Origin of the sequence: Paenibacillus sp. FSL H3-0329, from assembly GCF_037963285.1 — a bacterium.
GTDB lineage: Bacteria > Bacillota > Bacilli > Paenibacillales > Paenibacillaceae > Paenibacillus_AQ > Paenibacillus_AQ odorifer.
Genome location: NZ_CP150150.1, coordinates 3,536,810 through 3,559,032, shown reverse-complemented (window position 1 = coordinate 3,559,032; position 22,223 = coordinate 3,536,810). Strand labels below are relative to the sequence as shown.

Genomic DNA, 22,223 nt, shown 5'->3' with positions numbered 1-22,223 from the left:
TACATAAGTTTTCCATAATAGAGCGGTGCTTATGCAAGATAAAAAAACTCCTGCTCACCATAAGCAGAAGTTTCTAAATGAAGTTCTATTTAACGAAAAATATCAATTATTTTATGCAAAACAAGGTATTCCAAAACAACAATCCCACCGCAAATGAGTATAAAAAACTGAAGTCTTGCCGTATTCATTCTATCCTTCCAATACTCTCCCCGGAATAAAGAAATGATGTTAGGCGTAAAAGTATGCCTAATCGATTCGTTATAATCATCATTATCCACGAAGAACACACGAAACAAAAATCTATATACTGGAATATTTAAGAACAGTAACAAAATGATCATCACAAGACTCAATGTCCTCTCCTCCCAAGATCCACTTATCCTAATTTTACCACATGGATAACTGTAGAAAATGGAAACTGATGACAACTTTATAACCGCTCCACTAAAAAAGACCTTTCCTTTATAGGAAGGCCATTATTGAGTAATATTCACTTTCAGCTGTGTAAACGACTATTTATGCTCCAACCACTTACACTCAGTAATTTCCATTTCCGTGAAAACGCCCTTAAATGAAGAATTCTCTGGGCTACAAGCATATAAGCCAAAATTTATTTCCTCATTCCCTTCAAACAAATGAAAAATACGCATCTGTTCAAACGTAGTTCCATCCAAAGAGCTTTCAATACAGAAATCACTTTCACGTCGACTTAGTCTATAATACATTGTTTTAATATTTGCATCGATATCTGTTGTTGCCCAATCTGAATATCCGTGATTTGTAACCACACTTCCAAGTCTTTGGAATTCCTCATTTTCATATTCTACCGATGCTTTGAACCAATTGTCACTGTTCTGATAGATGACTATCCCACACTGCTCGTATCTATTTGCACTATCATAATCTGTTCTTACTATAAATGAAAAATACTTCTCAGCAGTTTTCATTAACAGTGCAGGTGAATTATCATTTCTAAAACCATAATAGGTTCGTTGCCAAAAATCTGTATTCGGCATCGTTACAAATTCAATCCTGTTTTCTGTAATAGAATAATCATTGATTGGATTTATCCAAAAAAGCTGTTCTTTATTAAAGTTCATTGCTCTACTCCTCACTTTTTATAAAGTTTTGTCAACCATTTTCATTGCTAAGATTCCAAATACAATTTAAATAGTTTTCAGCAGTTCATCCTAATAATACCATTTGAAGAATATAACGCACATCATTTTCTAATCTTTTATATTGAAGTATCCAGAGAATTAAATAAAAAGGTTGTCCCGTTCACATAAGCTCTCAAAATCGCTTGAGCATATGGCTGCTCTTCGATCAAACCCTCGGTCTCTAGCGGATTCTCTGCATGAAAGCTATAGGCTTCGATTATTGCCATGACTAAGAAGCACTCTAGCTTCATTATATGTTCATCTTCCAGCTTTCTGATTCTCTGATATCCTTCGACGAAATAAGCTCTTTGTGTTGGGTATAATCCCATAATAGCCTGAGCTATATCGTAAAGATGGTAGCCGAAGCCACACCTGCCAAAATCAATAGGGTACGGTTCATTATCCTGAAAAATGACATTTCCATTATGTAAGTCAGCGTGGATCATCCCGTAATTTTGTTCATGTCTTGTGAACGTTTCGAGACATGTTGCCACTTTAGTGGCAGCTACGGAATACAACTTAAAACCCTCATCCGATATGAAATGTTTGCGATGTAGACTTAGGTGATCCCAGTCCCGTTTAAAGCTCAGTGCACCCCAAGAAGGACGAGTAAAGCCGCTGGAAGGACTAAAATCAGAGCTGGCCTCATGAAGCTTTGCCATCAATGATCCTGTTTTACGGATGCCCTCCTCCGTTAGTTCGCTTTTGTCTACATGCTTTCCCTCGACCCATCTCATTATGCTCGAATAAAACCGTTGTCCGTCACACACCGACGTTTCCGTAATAAAGGCCCCTTCACGATTGATTACAGCTTCGGGCAAGATGAGGCCCTTACTCTTCAATGCGAACAACCACTCTATTTCTGAAATGGTTCCTTCGCGTTGTTTGTTATTCGGGTGAATACGGAGCAAGAACTGTTCCCCCACTTCGCTTACAATGCGGAAGGTGACATGTTCGGATACTTGAATGAAGTGAATGGAGTTCCAGTCTATTTCGTATTCCTGCAAAGCATGAAAGGCCGCTTGTTTTACTTGTCTCAGAGTTCGGAGTCGATTCTCCTCAGTATTGATCTGAAAACCGTTATTCATTGCTTATCCCCTTTGTCTACCATACTTCCATCATTTTAACAGTCTAGACGGATAGCTGTAATAATAAAGTATGAATATGAAAAGAGTTTTCTCTTTTTGACTCACCTATAAAAATAGGGAATTCATTGCCATTTAGGCATGAAATTCCCTACTCTTCAAATCTAATAAGATTCTTCTACAAGCGAAATTGCAACAGGTTCTATGACATTAGTATAAGTGCCATCACCAAGCTGAGCTAACCCATTATACCCCCAGGTCAGCAAGGTCCCCTCCTCACTAACCGCACCGCCGCTCATATAACCTGCACTAATAGCGACGATACGACTGCCAATGTTGAGCTTAGAAGCGAGGGAACGCTCCGACTCAGCACTACCACCGAGCTGGCCCTCATTGTTCGCTCCCCATAACCATACGTTTCCATCGCTTTTCAGAGCCATGCTATGCAAGGCGCCAGCGGATACACTGATAACTGAACCAAGATCCAAGGCTTGAACGGGAGTATAATGATCTTCGGTTGTCCCATCCCCCAAGATTCCCTTAACGTTCGTTCCCCAGCTCCATACGGTTCCGTCCTTTTTCACTGCCATGCTGTGATAGAAGCCGGCAGATACGGAAGTAACGCTGCTTAACTCAGCAACCTGCACTGGGGTCACGTGGTCGATTTTTGTGTTATCTCCGAGCTGACCGTAGGCATTGAACCCCCATGCATAAACCTGACCATCGTGGCTAACCGCTAGATTATGAAAGGCTCCGGCTGAGATCGATGCGATTGAGTCCAAACCTGCAACCTGCACCGGTAATGCACTATCCTCGGTGGTTCCATCTCCAAGCTGACCATATGTGTTAAGTCCCCATGCCCACACCGTTCCATCGGACAACAACGCTAACGAATGCTGCTCACCTGCTTGAACCGCTATGACATTCACTAATCCAGTCACTTGCTGCGGCACAAGCTGGGGCGCCGACGTACCATTACCCAGCTGGCCCACGCTATTGCTTCCCCATGTCCAAATCGTTCCGTCCGTCGCGAGCGCGATGGAATGGTCTTGTCCAACGGATGTGGCGCTTATCTCCGGCAAGCCAACAATTCGCACAGGCTTATTACGAGCAATGGTTGTGCTATTACCGAGCTGGCCCATCCTATTATTGCCCCAAGCCCATACGGTACCATCCGGCTGTACAGTCAATGTATGAAAGGAATTCCCGTTGCCCATGCTCATAATGGGACCAACATTACTTACAACATCAAGTGTACTAACCTTCAACTCGTTACTAATTGCTGATTTGTTCCCTGCTTCGTCTATAGCTTGTACTACAAAGGTATACTCCTGTCCAGCCTTCAAGTCGACGGCCGTGTAGACCGTTGTGCTAACTGTTACTTCTGCCAACAGATCAGAGTCCTTATATAGAACATATTCCGCAACTCCGACATTATCCTCGGATGAAGTCCATGCCAAGCTAATGCTATCTGATGTGCGACTGAAAAGAGTTAGCTCGGGCGTACTCGGTGATTCTTGATCGGCTAGAGGGAGTTCCTCTTCCTTCGTTGTTGGTGGGTACGCTTCCGCTGGAAGCGTACTTGCGGTTAAAGGTGGACTTGTTTTTGACACGGGTCCGGATATGTTTACGGCTTGGACCGTAAATGTATAGCTCCGGTCGGAAACCAATTCCTTCACCGTATACTCCGTTAATTCGCCTGAATCGAAGGTATAGACCACATCGGTTACGCTAGGATTGGTAGACTCCATTAGATTTACCTTATAACTCACATCCGTGTTAGAGGTTCCCTCTACGGCATCCCAGGTAAGGCGAATGCTTGTGGAGGTTGAATCGCTGACTGCCAGATTCGCTGGTGCAGCCAATAGCTTTACTTGTTCAAAAGAGCGTCCTTTTGCATCTCCTACAGACGGGAATTGAATGACGGATGGAAATATAAGAACTAACACCAACATTAAGCTCAATTTTTTTATCGGAAATAGCTTCCTTGCCATTTTTAATCACTTCCTATCAAATAAAATGGATGGTTCCTACCTCAAATCTTGAATTACTTAATCTCAATTCCGGCGCTGGCATAACCTGTTACAGTATTTATCAAGCTTAGACCGGAAGCCGTCGAAGAGAACACTAACATTAAGCGATCGCCAGCCTGAACAGCCGTATTTATGCCTTTGACTGATCCGTCACTAGTAGATCCAATAGAAATTATTCCTGTCAAACTAGGCGCCAAGGATACTGCTGAACCAATAATAGGTGTAAAACTGTTGCTATTACTATCCGCTTTATATATTTCTGCTTGAACGTTTATGGTCGTGCCTATTAAAGAAAACGCTAAAGTTGGGCTGAAAAAAGCATATATTGAAGTGATCGTACCATTACGTGGAACGATAAAAGCTTGGTTGTACGGATCTTTTGTAGGATCAGAACCATTACTTCTGGTTAAATCTATTTTTCCACCTACTATACTAGCTCCTGAGTACGAACTGCCAAATCCAAGCATCGCAACTGTACCTTTTAATCCCCCGACGATTGTTGTTACAGTAATTGGTGATCCGGAAGAGAATGGAATTATAGTTGATGCGCCAGATGCCCCGGTAGCTCCGGTTACCCCTTGAATTCCTTGTACTCCCGTAGCTCCGGTTGCGCCAGTTACTCCTTGAACTCCTATTGCACCTGTAGCTCCGGTAGTTCCAGTCACCCCTTGAACTCCTTGTGCGCCTGTATCGCCAGTTACGCCTTGAATTCCCTGAACTCCTTGTGCCCCGGTAGCTCCGGTTTCACCTTTAGAGACAAGCAGGGTAAAGTCGTTATTTATATCAGAAGGTACTCCAGATGGGTTGTTTATAGTAACGATGTAGATACTTCCTAAATAAGTAACGACTTGTCCTGCATGATAGGAAGTCGCTGAATTGAACGGAGCAATGCTATCAAGACCAATGCCAGTTGCGCCAGTCGATCCGGGAGCACCGGTTATCCCTTGAATACCCTGTGCACCCGTTACGCCAGTTGACCCCATCGCTCCATTAGCGCCAGTTGCACCGTTAGCACCCGTGGCACCTGTTGCCCCATTTGCTCCGGCTGCTCCAGTAGCCCCGACAGCACCAGTTGCTCCAGTTGCGCCAGTAGCTCCAACAGCCCCAGTAGCTCCGACAGCACCAGTCGCTCCATTAGCACCAGTAGCCCCGGTTGTGCCAGTAGCTCCAACAGCCCCAGTAGCCCCGACAGCACCAGTTGCTCCAGTTGCGCCAGTAGCTCCAACAGCCCCAGTAGCCCCGACAGCACCAGTAGCCCCGACAGCACCAGTCGCTCCATTAGCACCATTCGCCCCGGTTGTGCCAGTAGCTCCAACAGCCCCAATTGCCCCGACAGCTCCGGTTGCACCAGTCGCTCCGGTCGCACCAGTGACACCTTGCGGTCCACTTGAACCAGATACCCCATTTTGACCCGCTGGACCGGTAGCACCTGTGTCTCCTTTTTCCCCTTTCGAACTAGTCTGGCCTACAGCCCCTAATCCCAACACTTCAACGAAGGATGCCATTCCTCCATTATGAATAAGCGTCACCAAAGACCCCGCAGGAAACACGCCCTTGCCATTGTCCCCGAACAGAACAGATTTGCTATTGATTTCGAGCTTCTCTGTCTGACCGCTGCTGCTTAAGAGTTCGATCGAATTTTTGGACATCGAGACGACAGAGCCATGGATAATCCGATCGGATACCTTGCTCGCAAATATTTCAGTCTTAGACAAGATAGCTGCAAACTCGGCGCGAGTAGCCGTCTGCTTAGGCTTGAAAGTATTATTAGGGAAGCCAGATATGACCTTGCGGTTAACTGCGGCATTAATGTAGCCTGCTGCCCAGTCCGATGCGTCTGATGCATCCGAGAAACCTATGTCGCTATCCCTAAACTCGATAGCTTCGGATTCTTTGCCTGCGGCACGAATAATTAGACGTGTTATCCACTCTCGACTTGCTTGCTCTTTTCCCCAGATGACGGTGTTGGGTCTCGCTTCCTCGCTTGGAATCACGAGGCCGATGTCAATCGCTTGCTGAATCCAAACAGTAGCCCAAGAATCTACGGTGAAGGGCAAGCTGCCGCTAGTAGCCTTAGGTTGCTCATATCCCATGAACCTGAGTACCATAACAACCGCTTCCTGATTCGTGACTGGTCGGTTAGGGCTAAAGTTTCCGGAACCGTCTCCTTCGATTACCCCAAGCGCGGAAGCTTTAGTGATATACTGATATGCCCATGAGGTAGAATCGACATCACTGTAAGCTGCTGCACTTGCCCGGGGTAGAATACTGCTATAAGCAGGGCTCAAGGGTGCAATCAACTGACTCATCAGAATAAATGCCATTGAGCTCTTGTAAGCTAACTGCTTGCCACTTTTCTTGCCACTTGTCTTCGTCCTCTTTAATCTTGCCATTACTAAATCCCCCTCAAATTTATAAAGTTATGTATTGCTTCAAATAATCGCGATTAACCATGACGCTCGGATAATCCGGTACATAGCCCCCAGCTATCTCATTGTGATAATGCGCTTGTTCGTATTGTCCTAAGCGATCGTAACAGACGCATAATTGCAAATGCGGCAGCCACGTCCATGCCGGAAGGTCTACTCTAGCGTTAAGCTCAGTCGGCTTTGGTACTTCCGTGGCTAGCTTGTACCAAAAAGCAGCATTCTCGAACCGTTGTTCGATTAGCTCATAAGACCCTAATTGACAACAGGCTTCGGCTCGGGGAGGCGACAAGGCAAAAGCTTGAAGTACTTTAAGCTTGGCTTCTTGAAAGAGACCTAATTGTGACAATGCATCTCCGGCACGCCGACTCGCAAGTAGCTTGTCCTCCAACCAGCCATTCGGCATGACTATGAAGGCATCGTATTGCTCTATCGCTCGCTGCCATTGGCCGTGATCGTATAGCTCGTTGGCATAATAAAATAAATCCCGCGGAGTGAACCTCGTTTGCGCTTTCAACATCCCCTCATAGATGAGAAGATTACGCGAGGACTGCGTATGCTTTCGATCATGTGTTATGCCTAACTCGGCATAGAACACATTGCCTGCGACCTCAAGGTACTCATGAACGACTCCAATCCAACGGAATTCACAATTTCGTCTTAGAAGGCGATTACGTCTCAAGCTCGAAGTTACACTTCCGTCTTTGTCACGGTCGAGATAATAATGCATCGATACAGCATCGATATCCCATGGTAGATCGGATACGATGGACTGGAGAGCCTTTGCATCCTCTAACTGCAGATAATCGTCCGCATCCAACCACATCAGGTACTCTTGAGTAGCGAGACTGAAGGCATAATTTCTTGCTTTGGAGAAATCGTTCACCCATTCGAAATCATAAACCCGTGCTCCATAAGATGCCGCGAGCTCTTTGGTTCCATCACTCGAACCTGTATCCACAATAATGATCTCATCGACAAGCTCCCTCACGCTGGATAAACAACGCCCTAAGGTGTACTCTTCGTTTTTTACGATCATGCATAGGCTGACAGTGACTTTCCTTGTGCCACTATACAAGGAAGAAGTTAAATCGAATCCCCACTTGCTTATGGCCATAGCACGATTTAAGATTAATCGGTTATTGTACCAATCAGGATCATTGGGATCTACTGAAGGAGGTTCATTCCGGAAGACTACGCATCCTTCGGCTATGTAAATATCCAGGTTCATAGATAACGTGCGATAACACAGATCGTCATCCTCGTAAGATTCGACCTCAAATCGCTCATCAAAGGACCCGATCTGCTCAAAGTAGCGACGGGGTATCATCATTAGTAAACTGACAAGTCTAGGAACCCGGGTCCAAGACATTGATTTCCCGATGGAAAGCATCGATGACGACTGATAGAGTTGCTCCATGTTCTGATATACAATCGGAATCCGTTGAGCGCCGCTAACATCATTCATCCTCGGACCCACGATTGCAGCATTGGAATGATGGTCCAGACAGCCCGACAACTGTTCTAACCATCCCTCGTTAACCATAATCTGATCGCGGATGAATACAAGATGATCTCCCGAAGATGACACCGCGCCCAGATTGAATGCTGCTGCAACCCCTTTGCTCCGGCTATGAATGACATGAACGCCGTATTCATACGCAAGGTAATTCGACACTTCGGCAGATTCGTTATCCGAGACGACAATCAGCTCATAGGACATAGACGTATATTTCTTAATCCGATCCAGACATTGTACGGTCAGGTTAAAGTGCTGAGCCAACAATATAATGCTAATATTCAATCGCTTTTCCTCCTATATTCGACATTTTCCCTAAATCTACCATTCTATTAGCGTTGCATTCAAGACAACCAAAGTTGCTATTAGCCAGTTTCACAAATAATGATAAGCTTAAAAAGACAGCCGGGTATGCAACTCTGCTCTATTAATGCAATAAATAATTTTTACAGAATGCAGGAAATTTCCACCTACTAATTCTGGCATGCAACGTATACCGTATTTGTTACGACTGGCAACGAAGGTATCGCTGTTTCCATATTCCAACAATATATATGTATAAAGAACATTTAAATAGTGTGGGTTGTCATCACTTTTGTCATATGACAATATGGTATTTAATGGGTTTTACATGAAAAGATAGGGTCGTTAATCATTTATCTGTTCCTATTGAGATTCAACATTCGATCGTCTTACATAAAAAAACTGCCTCTGAGGGCAGCTTTTTTTCTTAATATATCGTTTTTACGAATGGAGCGAATGAACCTTTAAAGCGCTCTTGTATCGAAAATTTGCACAGTATTGGCTATATAACTCCAACACACCTGATAGTGATTGAAAGGGATAGAGATTTCACAATTAGATTGTATTTTTTCTCAGGAAACTCTCATAAAAAAAAGGGTATCCCAAACTGGGACACCCTCTGATTAGCTTATCGTCTCACCCTCCGAGCAAAATCCACAAACTGAAATTTATCCAGCCGGTGTCTAGACTCGGTATATTGGTAAAGCACCGTGTTCTCCAAATAAACATAGTTTCGTACTACTACAATATGCGTAAAATTCTTCAAATCGAGCAGTCTATGATCCTCCTCTGTGGAAGGTTCAACAGATATCAGCTTCTTCGCATAACTGATCTTAAGGCCCAATTCCAGCTCCAGATATTCATAGATTGAGCCCTCGGCGATTTCCGCACTCAGGAAGGAAACGATATCCGCACGAAAATAATCCTTATCCAAAATGATCCGTTCACCTTCAATCTCTCTGGCACGAACAACCTTCCAAACCAGAGTTTCAGGTGGAATCTGCAGATGTCTGGCGAGAGCGGAGCCTGCCGGCTCTTGTATCGTCCGCTCTACCAGTGTCCGCGAGGCAGTACCCAGTGTATCGGCCATCTCTTTAAATGAAATCAAACCGGTAACGGGGAAATCCATTCGGGTCATGTCAAGCACAAAGGAGCCTCTTCCCTTAATTTTGTGAATATATCCTTCTCGGAAAAGTAGATTCAGCGCTTTGCGCACGGTCTCTCGTGAAGTGGCGTAAGCTTCGGCGAGTTCACTTTCGGAAGGCAGCTTGGTTCCCGGCAGCAGTTGTCCAGAATGGATTTGGTTGCTGTATTCATTATAAATTTGCAAATATTTATTTTCTCTCAATTTTGATCACCGCCCTTTATTGTATCACGTCATGCCTTTGGAAGCATCGATTCAATTGGAGGGGAATTCATAGCGTTGAACATATAAATTCTTATATTTATAGAAAAACAGCCCCCAAGGGGCTGTCTTTCTATAGTATAAAGTCTTTGCCAATATAGCCTTTATCAACCCTTGAGATGAATAGTCAAGATGCTTGTTTGTTTGGCCGTAGCTGGTCCGGTCTTCTCTTCAATCTTCTCGACCATCTCCTGACCTGCAGGAATGATGATTGGAGTAATCACCGGGTAACCTGCTGCGCGGATAGCTTCCATATCAAATTCTAGTAGAAGCTCGCCTGCCTGCACCTTATCACCAATATTCTTCAGGCTGGTAAAACCGCTACCTTTAAGCGCCACCGTGTTAATTCCAACGTGGATTAATACCTGAACACCGCTGGCATGCTCCAGTATAAGCGCATGTTTGCTCTTAATCACATGAGCTACTGTAGCATCAAAGGGAGCATATACTTTCCCCTCAGAAGGTTCGATTGCAATTCCCTCACCCATTTGCTTTTCAGCAAAGGCAGGATCGGGTACCTGTTCTAGCGATACTGCAGTTCCACTAAGCGGGGAGACAAGCTCCAGAATATTAACTGATTCCTGTGACCCTTGAACTGAATGACGGCTGCTCAATTCCTCTGGTTCGCTCGTAGTACTAGAAGCCTCTGTAGCTGTGTTCTTTTCGGAACGACCCACTACAGAACGTCCGTACAATACTGTGGCGGCAAATGGCACAACGAGAACAATAACCATACCTATGAAGAATACGCCCCACTGGTTCGGGAAAATCGAAAGGAAACCGGGAATTCCCCCTACGCCAATGGATGAAGCGCGAACCTGGTTAACGGTAAGGAGCATACCGGCAATTGCTGAGCCGATCATCCCGAAGATGAAAGGGTAGCGATAGCGGATATTCACCCCAAAGATTGCCGGTTCAGTCACGCCGAGGAATGCAGAGACGGAAGACGTAGCCGCCAAACCTTTTGCCTTTTGTTCTCTAACAACGAACATCATCGCCAGTGCCGCAGCGCCTTGTGCAATATTGGAGAGCGCCAGCATCGGCCAGAGGAAGGTGCCTCCCTCACTGCCGATGAGCTGTACATCGACTGCCAGGAAAGTATGATGCATCCCAGTGATGACCAGAAGTGCATAGAATCCACCATAGATCAAACCACCAAGGAGCGCAAAATGATCAAATACATAGATCAAACCCGAGGTGATAGCATTGGCAATGGCGAACGTAACCGGTCCGATAATGGTGAAGGCCAGAAAACCTGTAACCAGCAGGGTCACTGGAGCAACGACCAGTAGTTTAATGGAATCAAGCACCCGACGGTTGAGGAACTTCTCCAGTCTAGCCAGAATATAGGCCGAAACCAGTACAGGCAATACTTGCCCCTGATAACCGATCTTCTCCAAATGCCAGCCGAACAAATTCCAGGTCGGAACGGTTCCCTCAGTTGAAGCACTTGCATAACTGTAGGCACTTAATAGATCCGGGTGTACGAGAATGAGACCTAGCACGATCCCGAGCAGAGGACTGCCCCCGAAACGTGTAACAGCTGCCCAACCGATAAGTGCTGGTAAAAAGGTGAAGGCTGTGCTGGCAATCGTGTTAATAATCGCAGCAATGTCTTTCCATGCAGGATAGACATCTACCAATGACTTACTATCAAAAAAGATACCAGGTCCGGTCAAAATATTATTAATCCCAAGCAGCAAACCTGCGGTTACGATGGCCGGAAGAATCGGAATAAAAATATCAGCCAGTGTTTTGATCGCCCGCTGCAGTGGATTCTGTTTCCGTGCTGCCGCTGATTTCACGTCATCCTTGGAAGAGCGGGCACCACCAGTGATCTGAATCATTTCATCGTATACTTTATCTACAGTTCCTGGTCCGATAACAATCTGGAACTGCCCCTGCGTAGAGAATTGTCCTTTTACGAGTTCGTTACGGTCCAGGGCTTCCGAATCCACCTTGTTCTCGTCATACAGCGAGAATCTCAGCCGGGTTACACAATGCGTCGCAACTTCAATATTCTCCTTGCCCCCAACCGCCCGTACAATATCTTCAACATTTTTGCGGTCTATAGCCATATCTTCACTCCTTACAAAATTGATGTGTGCTCCTTCTTAAGTACACCTCGTTAGCGGACTAACCACATGTAGGAAGCATAAGGACTGAGCTGAAGCTTTTGTGTTAATTTAGGTGCATCTGCTGTATTCCCAATCAGAAGCTCGTCCTTACCACTTGGCGACAATTCAGTCCAGTGATTATCTTCAAAGCGGAAAGAGATCTCTTTACTGCTGAAGTTCGAGACCACAACAAGTGTCTCTTCATCGCCTGTTCTGGCGTATGCGAATACTTCGGGATGACCTTCATCGAGTCTCTTGAAAATACCTTCTATAAATATTTCATATTCCTTGCGTAGTGCAATCAGTTTACGGTAATGGTGGAAGATGGAACCAGGATTTTCCAGCTCCTTCTGCACATTGATGTTTCGATACCGCTCATCTACCTTCAACCATGGAGTACCAGTGGTAAATCCGGCATTCCGGCTGTCATCCCACTGCATCGGCGTACGTGAATTGTCCCGCGAACGTTCTTGGAGAATGCTGAGAGCAACCTCCGGGCTTTTCCCCTGTTCACACAGAATGCGGTACATATTTAGTGACTCAATGTCGCGGAACTCATCGATGCTTTTCCATACCGGATTCGGCATACCGATTTCTTCCCCTTGATATACATAAGGTGTTCCCTGAAGGCCATGCAGAGTTGTCGCGAGCAGCTTGGCGCTTTCCACACGGTAAACCCTATCATCAGTGAATCTGGAAAGGGCACGTGGTTGATCATGATTGTTAAAAAATAGTGCGTTCCAGCCTCCGCCTTTCTGCATTCCAGTCTGCCACTGCGAGAACAACCGTTTCATTGCCTCGAAATCATAAGGCATCAGTTCCCACTTCTGTCCATTCGGATAGTCGACTTTTAAATGATGAAAATTGAAGGTCATGGAAAATTCCCGCTCTTCGGGACTTGAGTACCGGATACAATGCTCCAGTGTAGTTGAGGACATCTCTCCTACAGTCACCATCTCAAACGGACCAAACACCTCTTTATACATTGCTTTGATGTATTCATGGACCTGTGGACCGTCAGTATAGAATTTACGTCCATCCCCCGGTGGAACACTCCCGTCATCGTTAGGGAAGCGCTGATCTTTGGAGATTAAATTAATTACATCCATGCGGAAGCCGTCGACACCCTTTTTAGCCCAGAATAACATCATATCATTCACTGCTCTACGTACCTTCTCATTCTCCCAATTCAGATCCGCCTGGGTTTTATCGAAGAGAGTAAGATAATATTGTCCCGAAGTTTCGTCGAACTGCCAGGCAGGACCCCCGAACTTCGACTGCCAGTTGTTGGGTAAGCCCCCGTCCGGAGCCGGATCCTTCCAGATATAGTAATCACGGTAAGGGTTGTTCCTGCTTGAAATGGACTGTTTGAACCACTCATGTTCAGTCGAAGTATGGTTAACCACGATATCGATCATTAGCTTCATTTCGCGTCTATGCAATTCCTGTACTAGCTCGTCAAAATCCTCCATCGTACCGAAATCCGGGTTGATATTTTCATAATCTGCTACATCGTAACCGTTATCATGTTGCGGCGAAACATAAACCGGCTGTAACCAGACAATATCGATTCCAAGCTTCTGCAAATAATCTAATTTCTCAATAAGTCCTTTAATATCTCCTGTTCCGTTGCCTGTAGTGTCCTTAAAGCTCTTCGGGTACACCTGATACACCGTGGAGCGGCGCCACCATTCCGAATACTGGGACTGACTCAAGTTGAACACCTCCAAAAAGAATTCTTTATTTCAACCATTAAACCTGTATATACAAGTTCAAACACTTCACACAGTTTAAACCTGTATATACAGGTTGTCAACACTATTACTATCGAAGGAGTGGCATGAGTAGAAACTAGATTATTTATAACGTTGTTTTAGAATGCGATTCATCGAAAAAAGGATTAACGACAGGTGGATATAAAATTAACCCCTTTAATAATTGATTATTACCCTAATAATTGATCCGTAATAACAAAAAAAGCCGCTTACTCGGCAGCTTTTTAGATACGAAGATATGTAGATAAAAAAACAAACAGGATACCTTTTACTAATACAAGTTAGGTACCCTGTTTCTATTCAAAGTGTCTATTCAAATTAAGTTTATTTAAGCTCCTGTAGGAGACTCTGACCAAATTGGGGCATGGTCACAACAAAGTTATCAGCAACTGTTGCTCCAATATCCGAAAAAGTCTTCGATATAGGCAGCTCCCCTTGTCGATTGAAACTCTTACTGTAGAGGAGTAAAGGAACATATTCACGGGTGTGATCCGTACCCGCATGAATGGGATCATTCCCATGGTCTGCCGTAATTATTAGAAGATCGTCTTCACATAGCTCCTTTAGAACTTCATGTAATCGATCGTCAAATTCTTCTAGCGCTTTCCCATACCCGATCGGATCTCTACGATGGCCATAAAGTGCATCAAAATCAACAAGATTCAAGAAACTAAGTCCTGTAAAATCAGTATGAAGGGTCTCCATGAGTTTATCCATGCCATCCATGTTAGACACTGTACGCAAAGACTTGGTGACACCCTCCCCATCGTATATATCTGAGATCTTGCCAATCGCTAGTACATCGAACCCGGCATCCTTGAGCTCATTCATCACGGTTCTTCCATAAGGCTTCAAGGCATAATCATGACGGTTCGATGTTCTTTTGAAATTTCCGGGCTGCCCGAGGAATGGTCTAGCAATCACTCTGCCTAGCATGTACTTCTCACGTAAAGTAATCTCTCTGGTAATCCCGCAGATTTGATACAGTTCTTCTAAAGGAATAACCTCTTCATGAGCCGCAATCTGAATCACGGAATCTGCTGAAGTATAGACAATGAGTGCACCTGTGTTCATATGCTCTTGTCCAAGCTCATCGAGAATAGCTGTGCCACTAGCGGGTTTATTCCCAATCACCTTTCGTCCTGTTCTTTCTTCTAATTCATTAATTAATTCATAAGGAAATCCTTCAGGAAACACTTTGAAAGGAACGTCAATTCGTAGGCCCATGATTTCCCAGTGACCTGTCATCGTATCCTTTCCATTAGAAGCTTCCTGCATTTTGGTCCAATAAGCTAAAGGGCGCTCTACTTTGGGAACTCCGGGTATTGGGTCAATATGACTTAACCCTAGCTTGGATAACGCAGGAACATGTAGCCCATTCATTTTTTCTGCAATATGCCGTAATGTATGTGATCCTGCATCCCCAAACTTTTCAGCATCTGGAGCTTCACCAATGCCTACAGAATCCATAACGATGACGAAAATCCGCTTAAACCGGGGTGTTTGTTTCATGTTAATACTCCTTGCTTCAACTAGAATATGATACCGATAATCAAAGCTGATAAAACGCTTACAAGTGTGGCGCCAAATAACAGCTTTAATCCAAATCGTGCGACGATATTCCCTTGCTTTTCATTCAATCCCTTCACTGCACCCACAATGGTACCAATCGACCCAAAGTTAGCAAATGAGATTAGAAAAACGGAGACAATGGCTGTAGTACGGCCACTTAAACCTTCTTGAATCTTAACAAAGTCAAGCATAGCAACGAATTCATTCGCAACAAGCTTTGTCGCCATAATACTACCGGCCTCAACAGCTTCATGCCATGGCACACCGATAAGAAAGGCGATGGGTGCAAAGACGTAGCCTAACACTCCTTGGAACGAGATTCCGAATATGCCACTGAAGACCCCGTTAATCAAAGCAATGATTCCCACAAAACCAACTAACATTACCCCAACTACTATGGCTACTTTAAAGCCATCCATAATATATTCGCCCAGCATTTCAAAAAACGTTTGTTTTTCTTCTACCTGAACTTCAACAATATCTTCTTCAGGTGTAACTTCATACGGATTAATGATGGATGAAATGATAAATCCGCCAAATAGGTTTAATATCAATGCAGCTACTACATACCGAGGTTCTAGCATCGTCATATAGGAACCAACGATTGACATGGATACCGTAGACATTGCAGACGCACATAATGTATACAAGCGATGTTTCGGCAATAGTCCAAGTTGGTTTTTCACTGAAATAAACACTTCATTTTGTCCGACAATTGCGGCTGCAACTGCATTATAAGATTCCAATTTACCCATGCCATTTATTTTACTCAGTACCAGTCCAATATACTTTATAATGAATGGCAGTATTTTGTAATGTTGCAAAATCCCTATCAATGCTGACATAAAAACAATGGGCATCAAAACATAAAGGAAAAATGTATGCGCCCCTTCATTTGCAATCCCGCCAAACACAAAGTCAGTACCTTCATTGGCGTATCCAAGTAATTTTGCAAAACTATCAGCAAACCCTTTAATCAAAAATTCTCCAATGCTCGTTTTTAGGATAATTAATCCCAAACCTATCTGAATAGCAATCATTACAATGATTGGACGATATTTAATCTTTTTCTTATTGTTACTTCCTAGCCATGCCAGTAATAGAACAATAACCAGACCAGCAATAGAAATTAGATAATGCATTTTTAGCCCTCCAAATTATCGGTTAATTTTCTTGGAATCCTCATATCGGAATGCATCTTTCCACATTAACCCTTGTTCCAAAATAATCGCTAACAGGCTTCCGCATATTAATCCATTATTTAAAATGGCTATCACGATCGGAGATAAATGGGCCGTAGCTGATGCAGGAATAAACATTAAACCTACACCCACTAAAAGGGAAAGCCCACTGACAATAAATGTTCGCTCTTCATGAATAACCTTTTTCAATTCCTTTAGCGCTAGTCCGACCATCTTCACAAAAATGACGAAGGTAACAGAATAGCCTATGGGAGCTGGAATCGCAGATATGAAATTCATCATAGGCGGAAACAAGGATATTGAGATCACTAAGCTGCAGCCTATTAAAAATGATTTGCGCTCCCTCATCCCTGTTTGCTCAACATATCCCGCCGCTCCCGAAATAGGGACTGAGCCGATCGCTCCTAAACCACCACTAATAAGATGCGTAATTCCAGAAGTAAACCCGGCGCGCAAATAACGACGATGATCCCCTTGCTTGGGTTTCATAACGGTCTCCATCAAACGGATGGATGCCACTGCATTGGTTATTAATAATAGGGTTAGTAAAAATGCAGTAGTAATTGTCCCGGCATCGAATCGGGGTTTTCCAAATGGGAATATTTCCGGCAGCTTAAATAGAGTATCCGCACGAGAAACCGCCGGCATACTACCGCAGATTATAAATAATAGGCAGCCTATCACTATACTGAAAATTATTGAAAACTGGCTGAGTAATACAAAGCGGCTGTTGCCTAACCAAAAGGTAATGCAGACCACAATCACACTAAGGATGAATACTTTAACATCTAACATGGTGTGGGATATGGTAATCCCCATCATCCCTTTCATAAAAGATCCGCTTAATTGAAAGATCAATAAAAGTAAATAAATAAAGGTGATGGTTGGAGTAAATAGACGAGCGATTTTATCCATTAGCTTAAATGCTGAAATTAGGATAAACAACACTCCGCTAATGATCATCGCTCCACTTAAAGCCTGTAAAGCTCCGTTGTTAGAGGAATAGAGTCCCCCCACTAAACTCGCGTAAATGGTAAAAATGCTCCACCATAACCCTGCCGGACCTTCATGAATAGGGAATTTATGACCCATCAGGCCTTGTAAAAATCCAGCTATTGCTAAAGTAATCATGGTGCTCTGAATGAGTCCGGAAGTCTCTATGGGTGTTAAGTTATATAAATCTGCGATAGCAATGGGTGCAGCAATTGCACCAGCGATCATAAAAATCATCCACTGCAATCCTGACAGTATTACCTTCATTTCTTTCTCACTCTCTTTTCTAACAACACTACACTCTTATCAATAAATCAGCCTTCAATGACTGTGTTAAGAGCTACTTCGACCATTTCATAAAAGGATTGTTCACTTTCTTTATGAGTTAGGTGTTCCTGTCTTAACAATTGACTGCCGACGGTCAAAATCGATAAAGCTTTTACACCATATTTAGCGGCTAAAGTGTATAGGGCGGTACTTTCCATTTCTACAGCTAATACACCGAAATCCATAAACTTGTGAAGCCGATCTAAATTTTCACGATAAAATTCATCAGAATTATAGATGTTACCAACAAACACATTGGCATTTTTAGCTTGTGCTTGTTGATATGCTTTCATTAGCAATGAGAAATCTGCCGTTGGTGCAAAATTACAGCCATGAAAGATCTTTTCCGTCATATTACTGTCTGAAGATACTGCTTGGGCTAATATAATATCGCGGATATTGATTTCTTCCTGCATCGCGCCACATGTACCAATGCGAATCAATTTCTTAACTTCATAATCGACGATCAATTCTGTCGCGTAGATACTCATCGATGGATTTCCCATCCCTGTCCCCTGAACCGACACAGGCACACCCTTGTATAATCCAGTGTATCCATACATCCCTCTTACTTCGTTATAACAATAAGCCTCCTCTAAAAAGTGTTCTGCCACAAACTTTGCACGCAAGGGATCTCCTGGGAGCAAAACGAGCTCTGCTATTTCTCCCTTATTTGCACCTAAATGCCTACTCATAGTTCTTCCTCCAACTTTTAATAGTAAACTGAGGTTTACCGAAATCGCTTTCCACTTGCCTTCAAGTAAAATCAGTTTCGAAACTAGATTGAGCATAAGGTTTTTTAACATTACAAACTAGACCAAAAACTTACGGAGCTTACGGAAAATAATTGGTCAAATTATAAAAGCAGTTCTTTACGAATGTTGTCTAAGTCTCTTTTAGAGGGGATCGTAGAAATAATAACAACAGGCACTGTCTTTAATGCAACCGGGATATTACTAATGACAAGATCGATATTATTTTGCTGCATGATCTCGTCGGTCAGGCCTTTCATTATGGAAGTATTAAGGATCAACTGATCCCCAATTTCTTTTTTTATCAAATCTGCTATGTAATGACGAATTGAAAATTCTTCCCCGATCACTAAAAAAGCCCTCTTACTTTTGTAACGTAAACTCGAGCGGACAATTAAGGTTAGCTTTGTTAAATGAAAGTGATTAAACAAAACAGAAGGGTAAGTTTTATTCCACGTTTGCATACAGGTTTGCAATTCTTGATAAATCTGCTGGCACTCCTTTTGAACATATGTTGTTAAATGACTTGTTGAAATCATCATCCACTCAGGAATGGCATTTTCGATTAATAGCTTGTCAAAGAACCCGTAAATCTCCAAAATAAACCGTTCTTGCATATGCAAGTTCGGGTATACCTTTGCTAATAACATTAGAAGCAGATTCCCCATTTGATATTCTTCTTTATCCTTATGTAATTCTACTTCTTTCATCGGAGTGATCTCTGACCCTTCATAATAATGATATTGGCTGAGACTAACCATGGATTGCATAAAGAATATTTCACTGTTTGGAAATTTAAGGGACAGCTTGTCCTCAAGACGTTTTGCAATAGTTTTCACTGGAAAATAAAACATCCCCTTTTCCCAAGGGTAAGCATTTTCGTCGATTTTCACACACTTTCCTTTAGCCACTCTTTCTATAACAATGGCCAACAAAAACGATAATCTCCTTTTGGAATTGATAAAATATACAATTTTATTCTCATTTTCTATATTTGTGATTAACTGATTAATATAAGCAAAATCAACATTCGCAAAGGGCCAGCCTGTAAACTCATACGCATCACAATATAACTTCCAATAAAAATATCGAATATTCATTTCATTCCCTTTGATCATGGGGGTAGAAAAACTAATGCGTAGCTTATAAGCTTTTAGATCATCATTATTTAATTGCACAATCAATTTCTTCAAAGACGAGGTACTCATAAACATGGCTTCGGAGAGCTCCTCCACAGACAGTCGACCCACATTCGTAAATAAAAAATCCATCAGCCGATAAAAGATGGTTTGTCTGAACATAGAAGAAATCACTTCACTAATCGTACTTCGCCCATCACGTTGAAGAACTATTCCCTTTCCTCTAGAAACCTCAATGGTTACAGTAGATGGTAATTGCTTGCTGATTTCCTCCACCATCTTCCGGATGGTCTTATCAGAGATCCCTAAACTTTTTTCAATTTCCGCTAAGGTAAACCATCTATGTTCCGTATCAAGCAGCGTTAATAGTTGACTAGCTAAATTAAATCCCTTATCCATTTTTCTACACCCACTTCAATTTCGTTTTAATTTTTATAGTATAAACAAATTCGCAACCATAACCCTATTATTTTTCAATAAAAAAACCCGGGTTTTATTTACCCGAGTTTCACATCACATTATATTTGTGTTTTTTCTTCAATAGGGCTAATTGCTTTCAGCTGCATCGTTATGACGGCTGCAATAACGGCTTTGATGATGTCTCCCGGAAGAAAGGCCAACGCTCCGACAAGACCAGCCCAGATCGAAGTATTGGTTATCAATGCCATGACAGGGGCACCAATCAGACTCACTAGTAATACACCGAAGATTATGTTGATAGCTACCAGCTTCCAAGTTCGAACCTTCGGCCAGATTTTTTCGGAATACCAGCCAATAAGGCCGGCCGCAATTGGAAAGCTAAATATGTATCCTGCAGAAGGTCCAACTAGCACCGAGATTCCGCCGCGACCGCCGGTCAGTACAGGCAGCCCAATGGCTACTAGTATGATGAAAATAATTAGACTGAGAGCGCCCATCCGTTTCCCCAGAAAACATCCAGCCAACATGACGCCAAGTGTCTGGGCAGTGATCGGAACGGGGATGAAGCCGAGTGGGATGGGCGGTATCATCCCCAACACCGCGATAAGTGCTGCGAATAATGCAGCATAAATAAGTTCTTTTGTCTTCAAAAAAATGACCTCCATTGGATATCAATGATTGTATTCTGGTTAGTAAATACGTCCAGTAAGCTGAATTATAATGGAGATATTCTTTATTGTAAACCATGAAATATTATATGGTTTACAATAGAATAAAATACCATGCTTGAGTTTTTCCTATTGTTATATAGAATTAGAGTATTCAGTCGCAATCGTTGGATGTTAATCTATTCAATGGGTTTTGGTCGGAGAGTTATACTTTTGGAGGTTTAAGTTCATGACAGTAAAAGAACATATTCTTGCCTTACTCGACAGTAATAAGGGTGAATATTTTTCCGGCGAGGAAATAGCCGTTCAGTTATCCGTGACGCGCAGCGCGGTCTGGAAAGCCATAAAATCTTTACAGACAGACGGTTATTCCATACAAGCTGTAACCAATAAAGGATATTCCATGTCACCACAAACGGATATCTTATCAGCCAGTGCAATTTCAAAGTACCTGGATACTCGGGGGCAAAAGTTACGAGTTGAAGTCTTTAAGACCATATCATCCACGAATGAAGCCGTAAAGAACCTTGCCTCAAATGGAGAAGCTGAAGGTAAGGTGATTCTTTCGGAAGAACAAACAGCTGGTCGCGGGCGAATGGGCCGGAAGTTCTTTTCTCCACCTGGAACGGGTATCTATATGAGCATCCTGCTGCGTCCCAAGCTGTCCGCAACAGACTCAGCTTTATTGACCACTTGCGCCGCAGTAGCTGTAGCCCTTTCTATCGAGAGCGTATCCAGTAAAGAAACGCAGATTAAATGGGTAAATGACGTTTTCATGGAAGGGAAAAAAGTGTGCGGGATTCTTACCGAAGCATCCGTGTCACTGGAAAACGGCTGGCTTGATTATGCTGTTCTCGGCATCGGTATCAATGTAGTCCTCCCTTCCGAAGGCTTTCCCAATGATCTTACCGAGATTGCAACAACTGTAATTTCCGAAAACAATCCTTATGGTGATCTCCGCAACCGTCTCGTTGCAGAAGTACTAAACAATTTCATGAGATATTATGAGCATTTAACGGACAGATTGTTTCTTTCCGAATACAAAAAAAGGTTAATTTCACTTGGCGAACCTGTGACCGTGATAAAGGATAATGAACAACGTAAAGCAACAGCCATTGATATCGATGACGATTGCCATCTGAAAGTCAGATATGAGAATGGTGACGAGGAGTATCTTTCAAGTGGAGAAGTCAGCATTAAAATTTAACTGGAGCTTCGCCTCCAAAGCAGCTATGTGCTGCCTCATGGCAGGCTGCGTCATCATACGAGCCAAAAAAACCTTGCTGATCCAAGGTTTTTTTAGATGAACTTAAAGTATCAACTTAAA

The 22,223-nt window shown here is 43.2% G+C and carries 16 protein-coding genes; 1 reads left to right on the top strand and 15 read right to left on the bottom strand.

The genetic code is table 11. The features are described from left to right. Positions 1-89 precede the first annotated feature (89 nt). The 15 genes from NSQ66_RS15610 to NSQ66_RS15540 form a co-directional block, all read right to left on the bottom strand. Entirely contained in the window at positions 90-353 is a 264-nt protein-coding gene (locus NSQ66_RS15610) for a hypothetical protein (protein ID WP_051490957.1), read from the bottom strand. A gap of 159 nt (positions 354-512) precedes the next feature. Continuing rightward, a complete protein-coding gene (locus tag NSQ66_RS15605; RefSeq protein ID WP_036677123.1) occupies positions 513-1,100 on the bottom strand; it encodes a DUF1349 domain-containing protein in 588 nt (195 codons plus the stop codon). A gap of 137 nt (positions 1,101-1,237) precedes the next feature. Then, positions 1,238-2,248: a phosphotransferase gene (locus NSQ66_RS15600; RefSeq protein WP_038571272.1), complete on the bottom strand. Its 1,011-nt coding sequence runs from the start codon at positions 2,246-2,248 to the stop codon at positions 1,238-1,240. A gap of 161 nt (positions 2,249-2,409) precedes the next feature. Continuing rightward, the gene (locus NSQ66_RS15595) at positions 2,410-4,200 is read right to left on the bottom strand and encodes a fibronectin type III domain-containing protein (RefSeq protein WP_170914194.1); all 1,791 of its coding nucleotides are present in this window, start codon (positions 4,198-4,200) and stop codon (positions 2,410-2,412) included. Between the two features lie 92 nt (positions 4,201-4,292). Then, positions 4,293-6,671: an exosporium glycoprotein BclB-related protein gene (locus NSQ66_RS15590; protein ID WP_080742505.1), complete on the bottom strand. Its 2,379-nt coding sequence runs from the start codon at positions 6,669-6,671 to the stop codon at positions 4,293-4,295. Between the two features lie 19 nt (positions 6,672-6,690). Next, a complete protein-coding gene (locus NSQ66_RS15585) occupies positions 6,691-8,508 on the bottom strand; it encodes a glycosyltransferase (protein ID WP_080742504.1) in 1,818 nt (605 codons plus the stop codon). Between the two features lie 646 nt (positions 8,509-9,154). Next, on the bottom strand, positions 9,155-9,874 hold the full coding sequence (treR, locus tag NSQ66_RS15580) for a trehalose operon repressor (protein ID WP_038571269.1): 720 nt from the start codon (positions 9,872-9,874) through the stop codon (positions 9,155-9,157). A gap of 164 nt (positions 9,875-10,038) precedes the next feature. After that, on the bottom strand, positions 10,039-12,009 hold the full coding sequence (treP, locus tag NSQ66_RS15575) for a PTS system trehalose-specific EIIBC component (RefSeq protein WP_036677132.1): 1,971 nt from the start codon (positions 12,007-12,009) through the stop codon (positions 10,039-10,041). 50 nt (positions 12,010-12,059) lie between these two features. Further along, positions 12,060-13,763, bottom strand: coding sequence for an alpha,alpha-phosphotrehalase (gene treC / locus NSQ66_RS15570; protein ID WP_076099166.1), 1,704 nt, complete (start codon positions 13,761-13,763; stop codon positions 12,060-12,062). A 384-nt stretch (positions 13,764-14,147) separates the two neighbouring features. After that, a complete protein-coding gene (gene deoB, locus NSQ66_RS15565) occupies positions 14,148-15,335 on the bottom strand; it encodes a phosphopentomutase (RefSeq protein WP_076099167.1) in 1,188 nt (395 codons plus the stop codon). Positions 15,336-15,355: 20 nt separating this feature from the next. Then, positions 15,356-16,537, bottom strand: a complete 1,182-nt coding sequence (locus tag NSQ66_RS15560; RefSeq protein WP_036677141.1) for a NupC/NupG family nucleoside CNT transporter — start codon at positions 16,535-16,537, stop codon at positions 15,356-15,358. A 15-nt stretch (positions 16,538-16,552) separates the two neighbouring features. Continuing rightward, positions 16,553-17,857 (bottom strand): purine/pyrimidine permease, encoded by a 1,305-nt coding sequence (locus NSQ66_RS15555; RefSeq protein WP_076099168.1) that lies wholly within the window; start codon positions 17,855-17,857, stop codon positions 16,553-16,555. Positions 17,858-17,904: 47 nt separating this feature from the next. Continuing rightward, complete coding sequence (deoD, locus tag NSQ66_RS15550) at positions 17,905-18,612, bottom strand: purine-nucleoside phosphorylase (protein ID WP_036677145.1); 708 nt, start codon at positions 18,610-18,612, stop codon at positions 17,905-17,907. Positions 18,613-18,773: 161 nt separating this feature from the next. Next, on the bottom strand, positions 18,774-20,207 hold the full coding sequence (locus NSQ66_RS15545) for a helix-turn-helix domain-containing protein (protein WP_076099169.1): 1,434 nt from the start codon (positions 20,205-20,207) through the stop codon (positions 18,774-18,776). Positions 20,208-20,326: 119 nt separating this feature from the next. Further along, complete coding sequence (locus tag NSQ66_RS15540; protein ID WP_036677150.1) at positions 20,327-20,878, bottom strand: biotin transporter BioY; 552 nt, start codon at positions 20,876-20,878, stop codon at positions 20,327-20,329. A gap of 247 nt (positions 20,879-21,125) precedes the next feature. On the opposite strand from NSQ66_RS15540, the gene NSQ66_RS15535 reads away from it, so the two are divergent. Beyond that, a complete protein-coding gene (locus NSQ66_RS15535; RefSeq protein WP_076099170.1) occupies positions 21,126-22,103 on the top strand; it encodes a biotin--[acetyl-CoA-carboxylase] ligase in 978 nt (325 codons plus the stop codon). Positions 22,104-22,223: the final 120 nt, after the last annotated feature.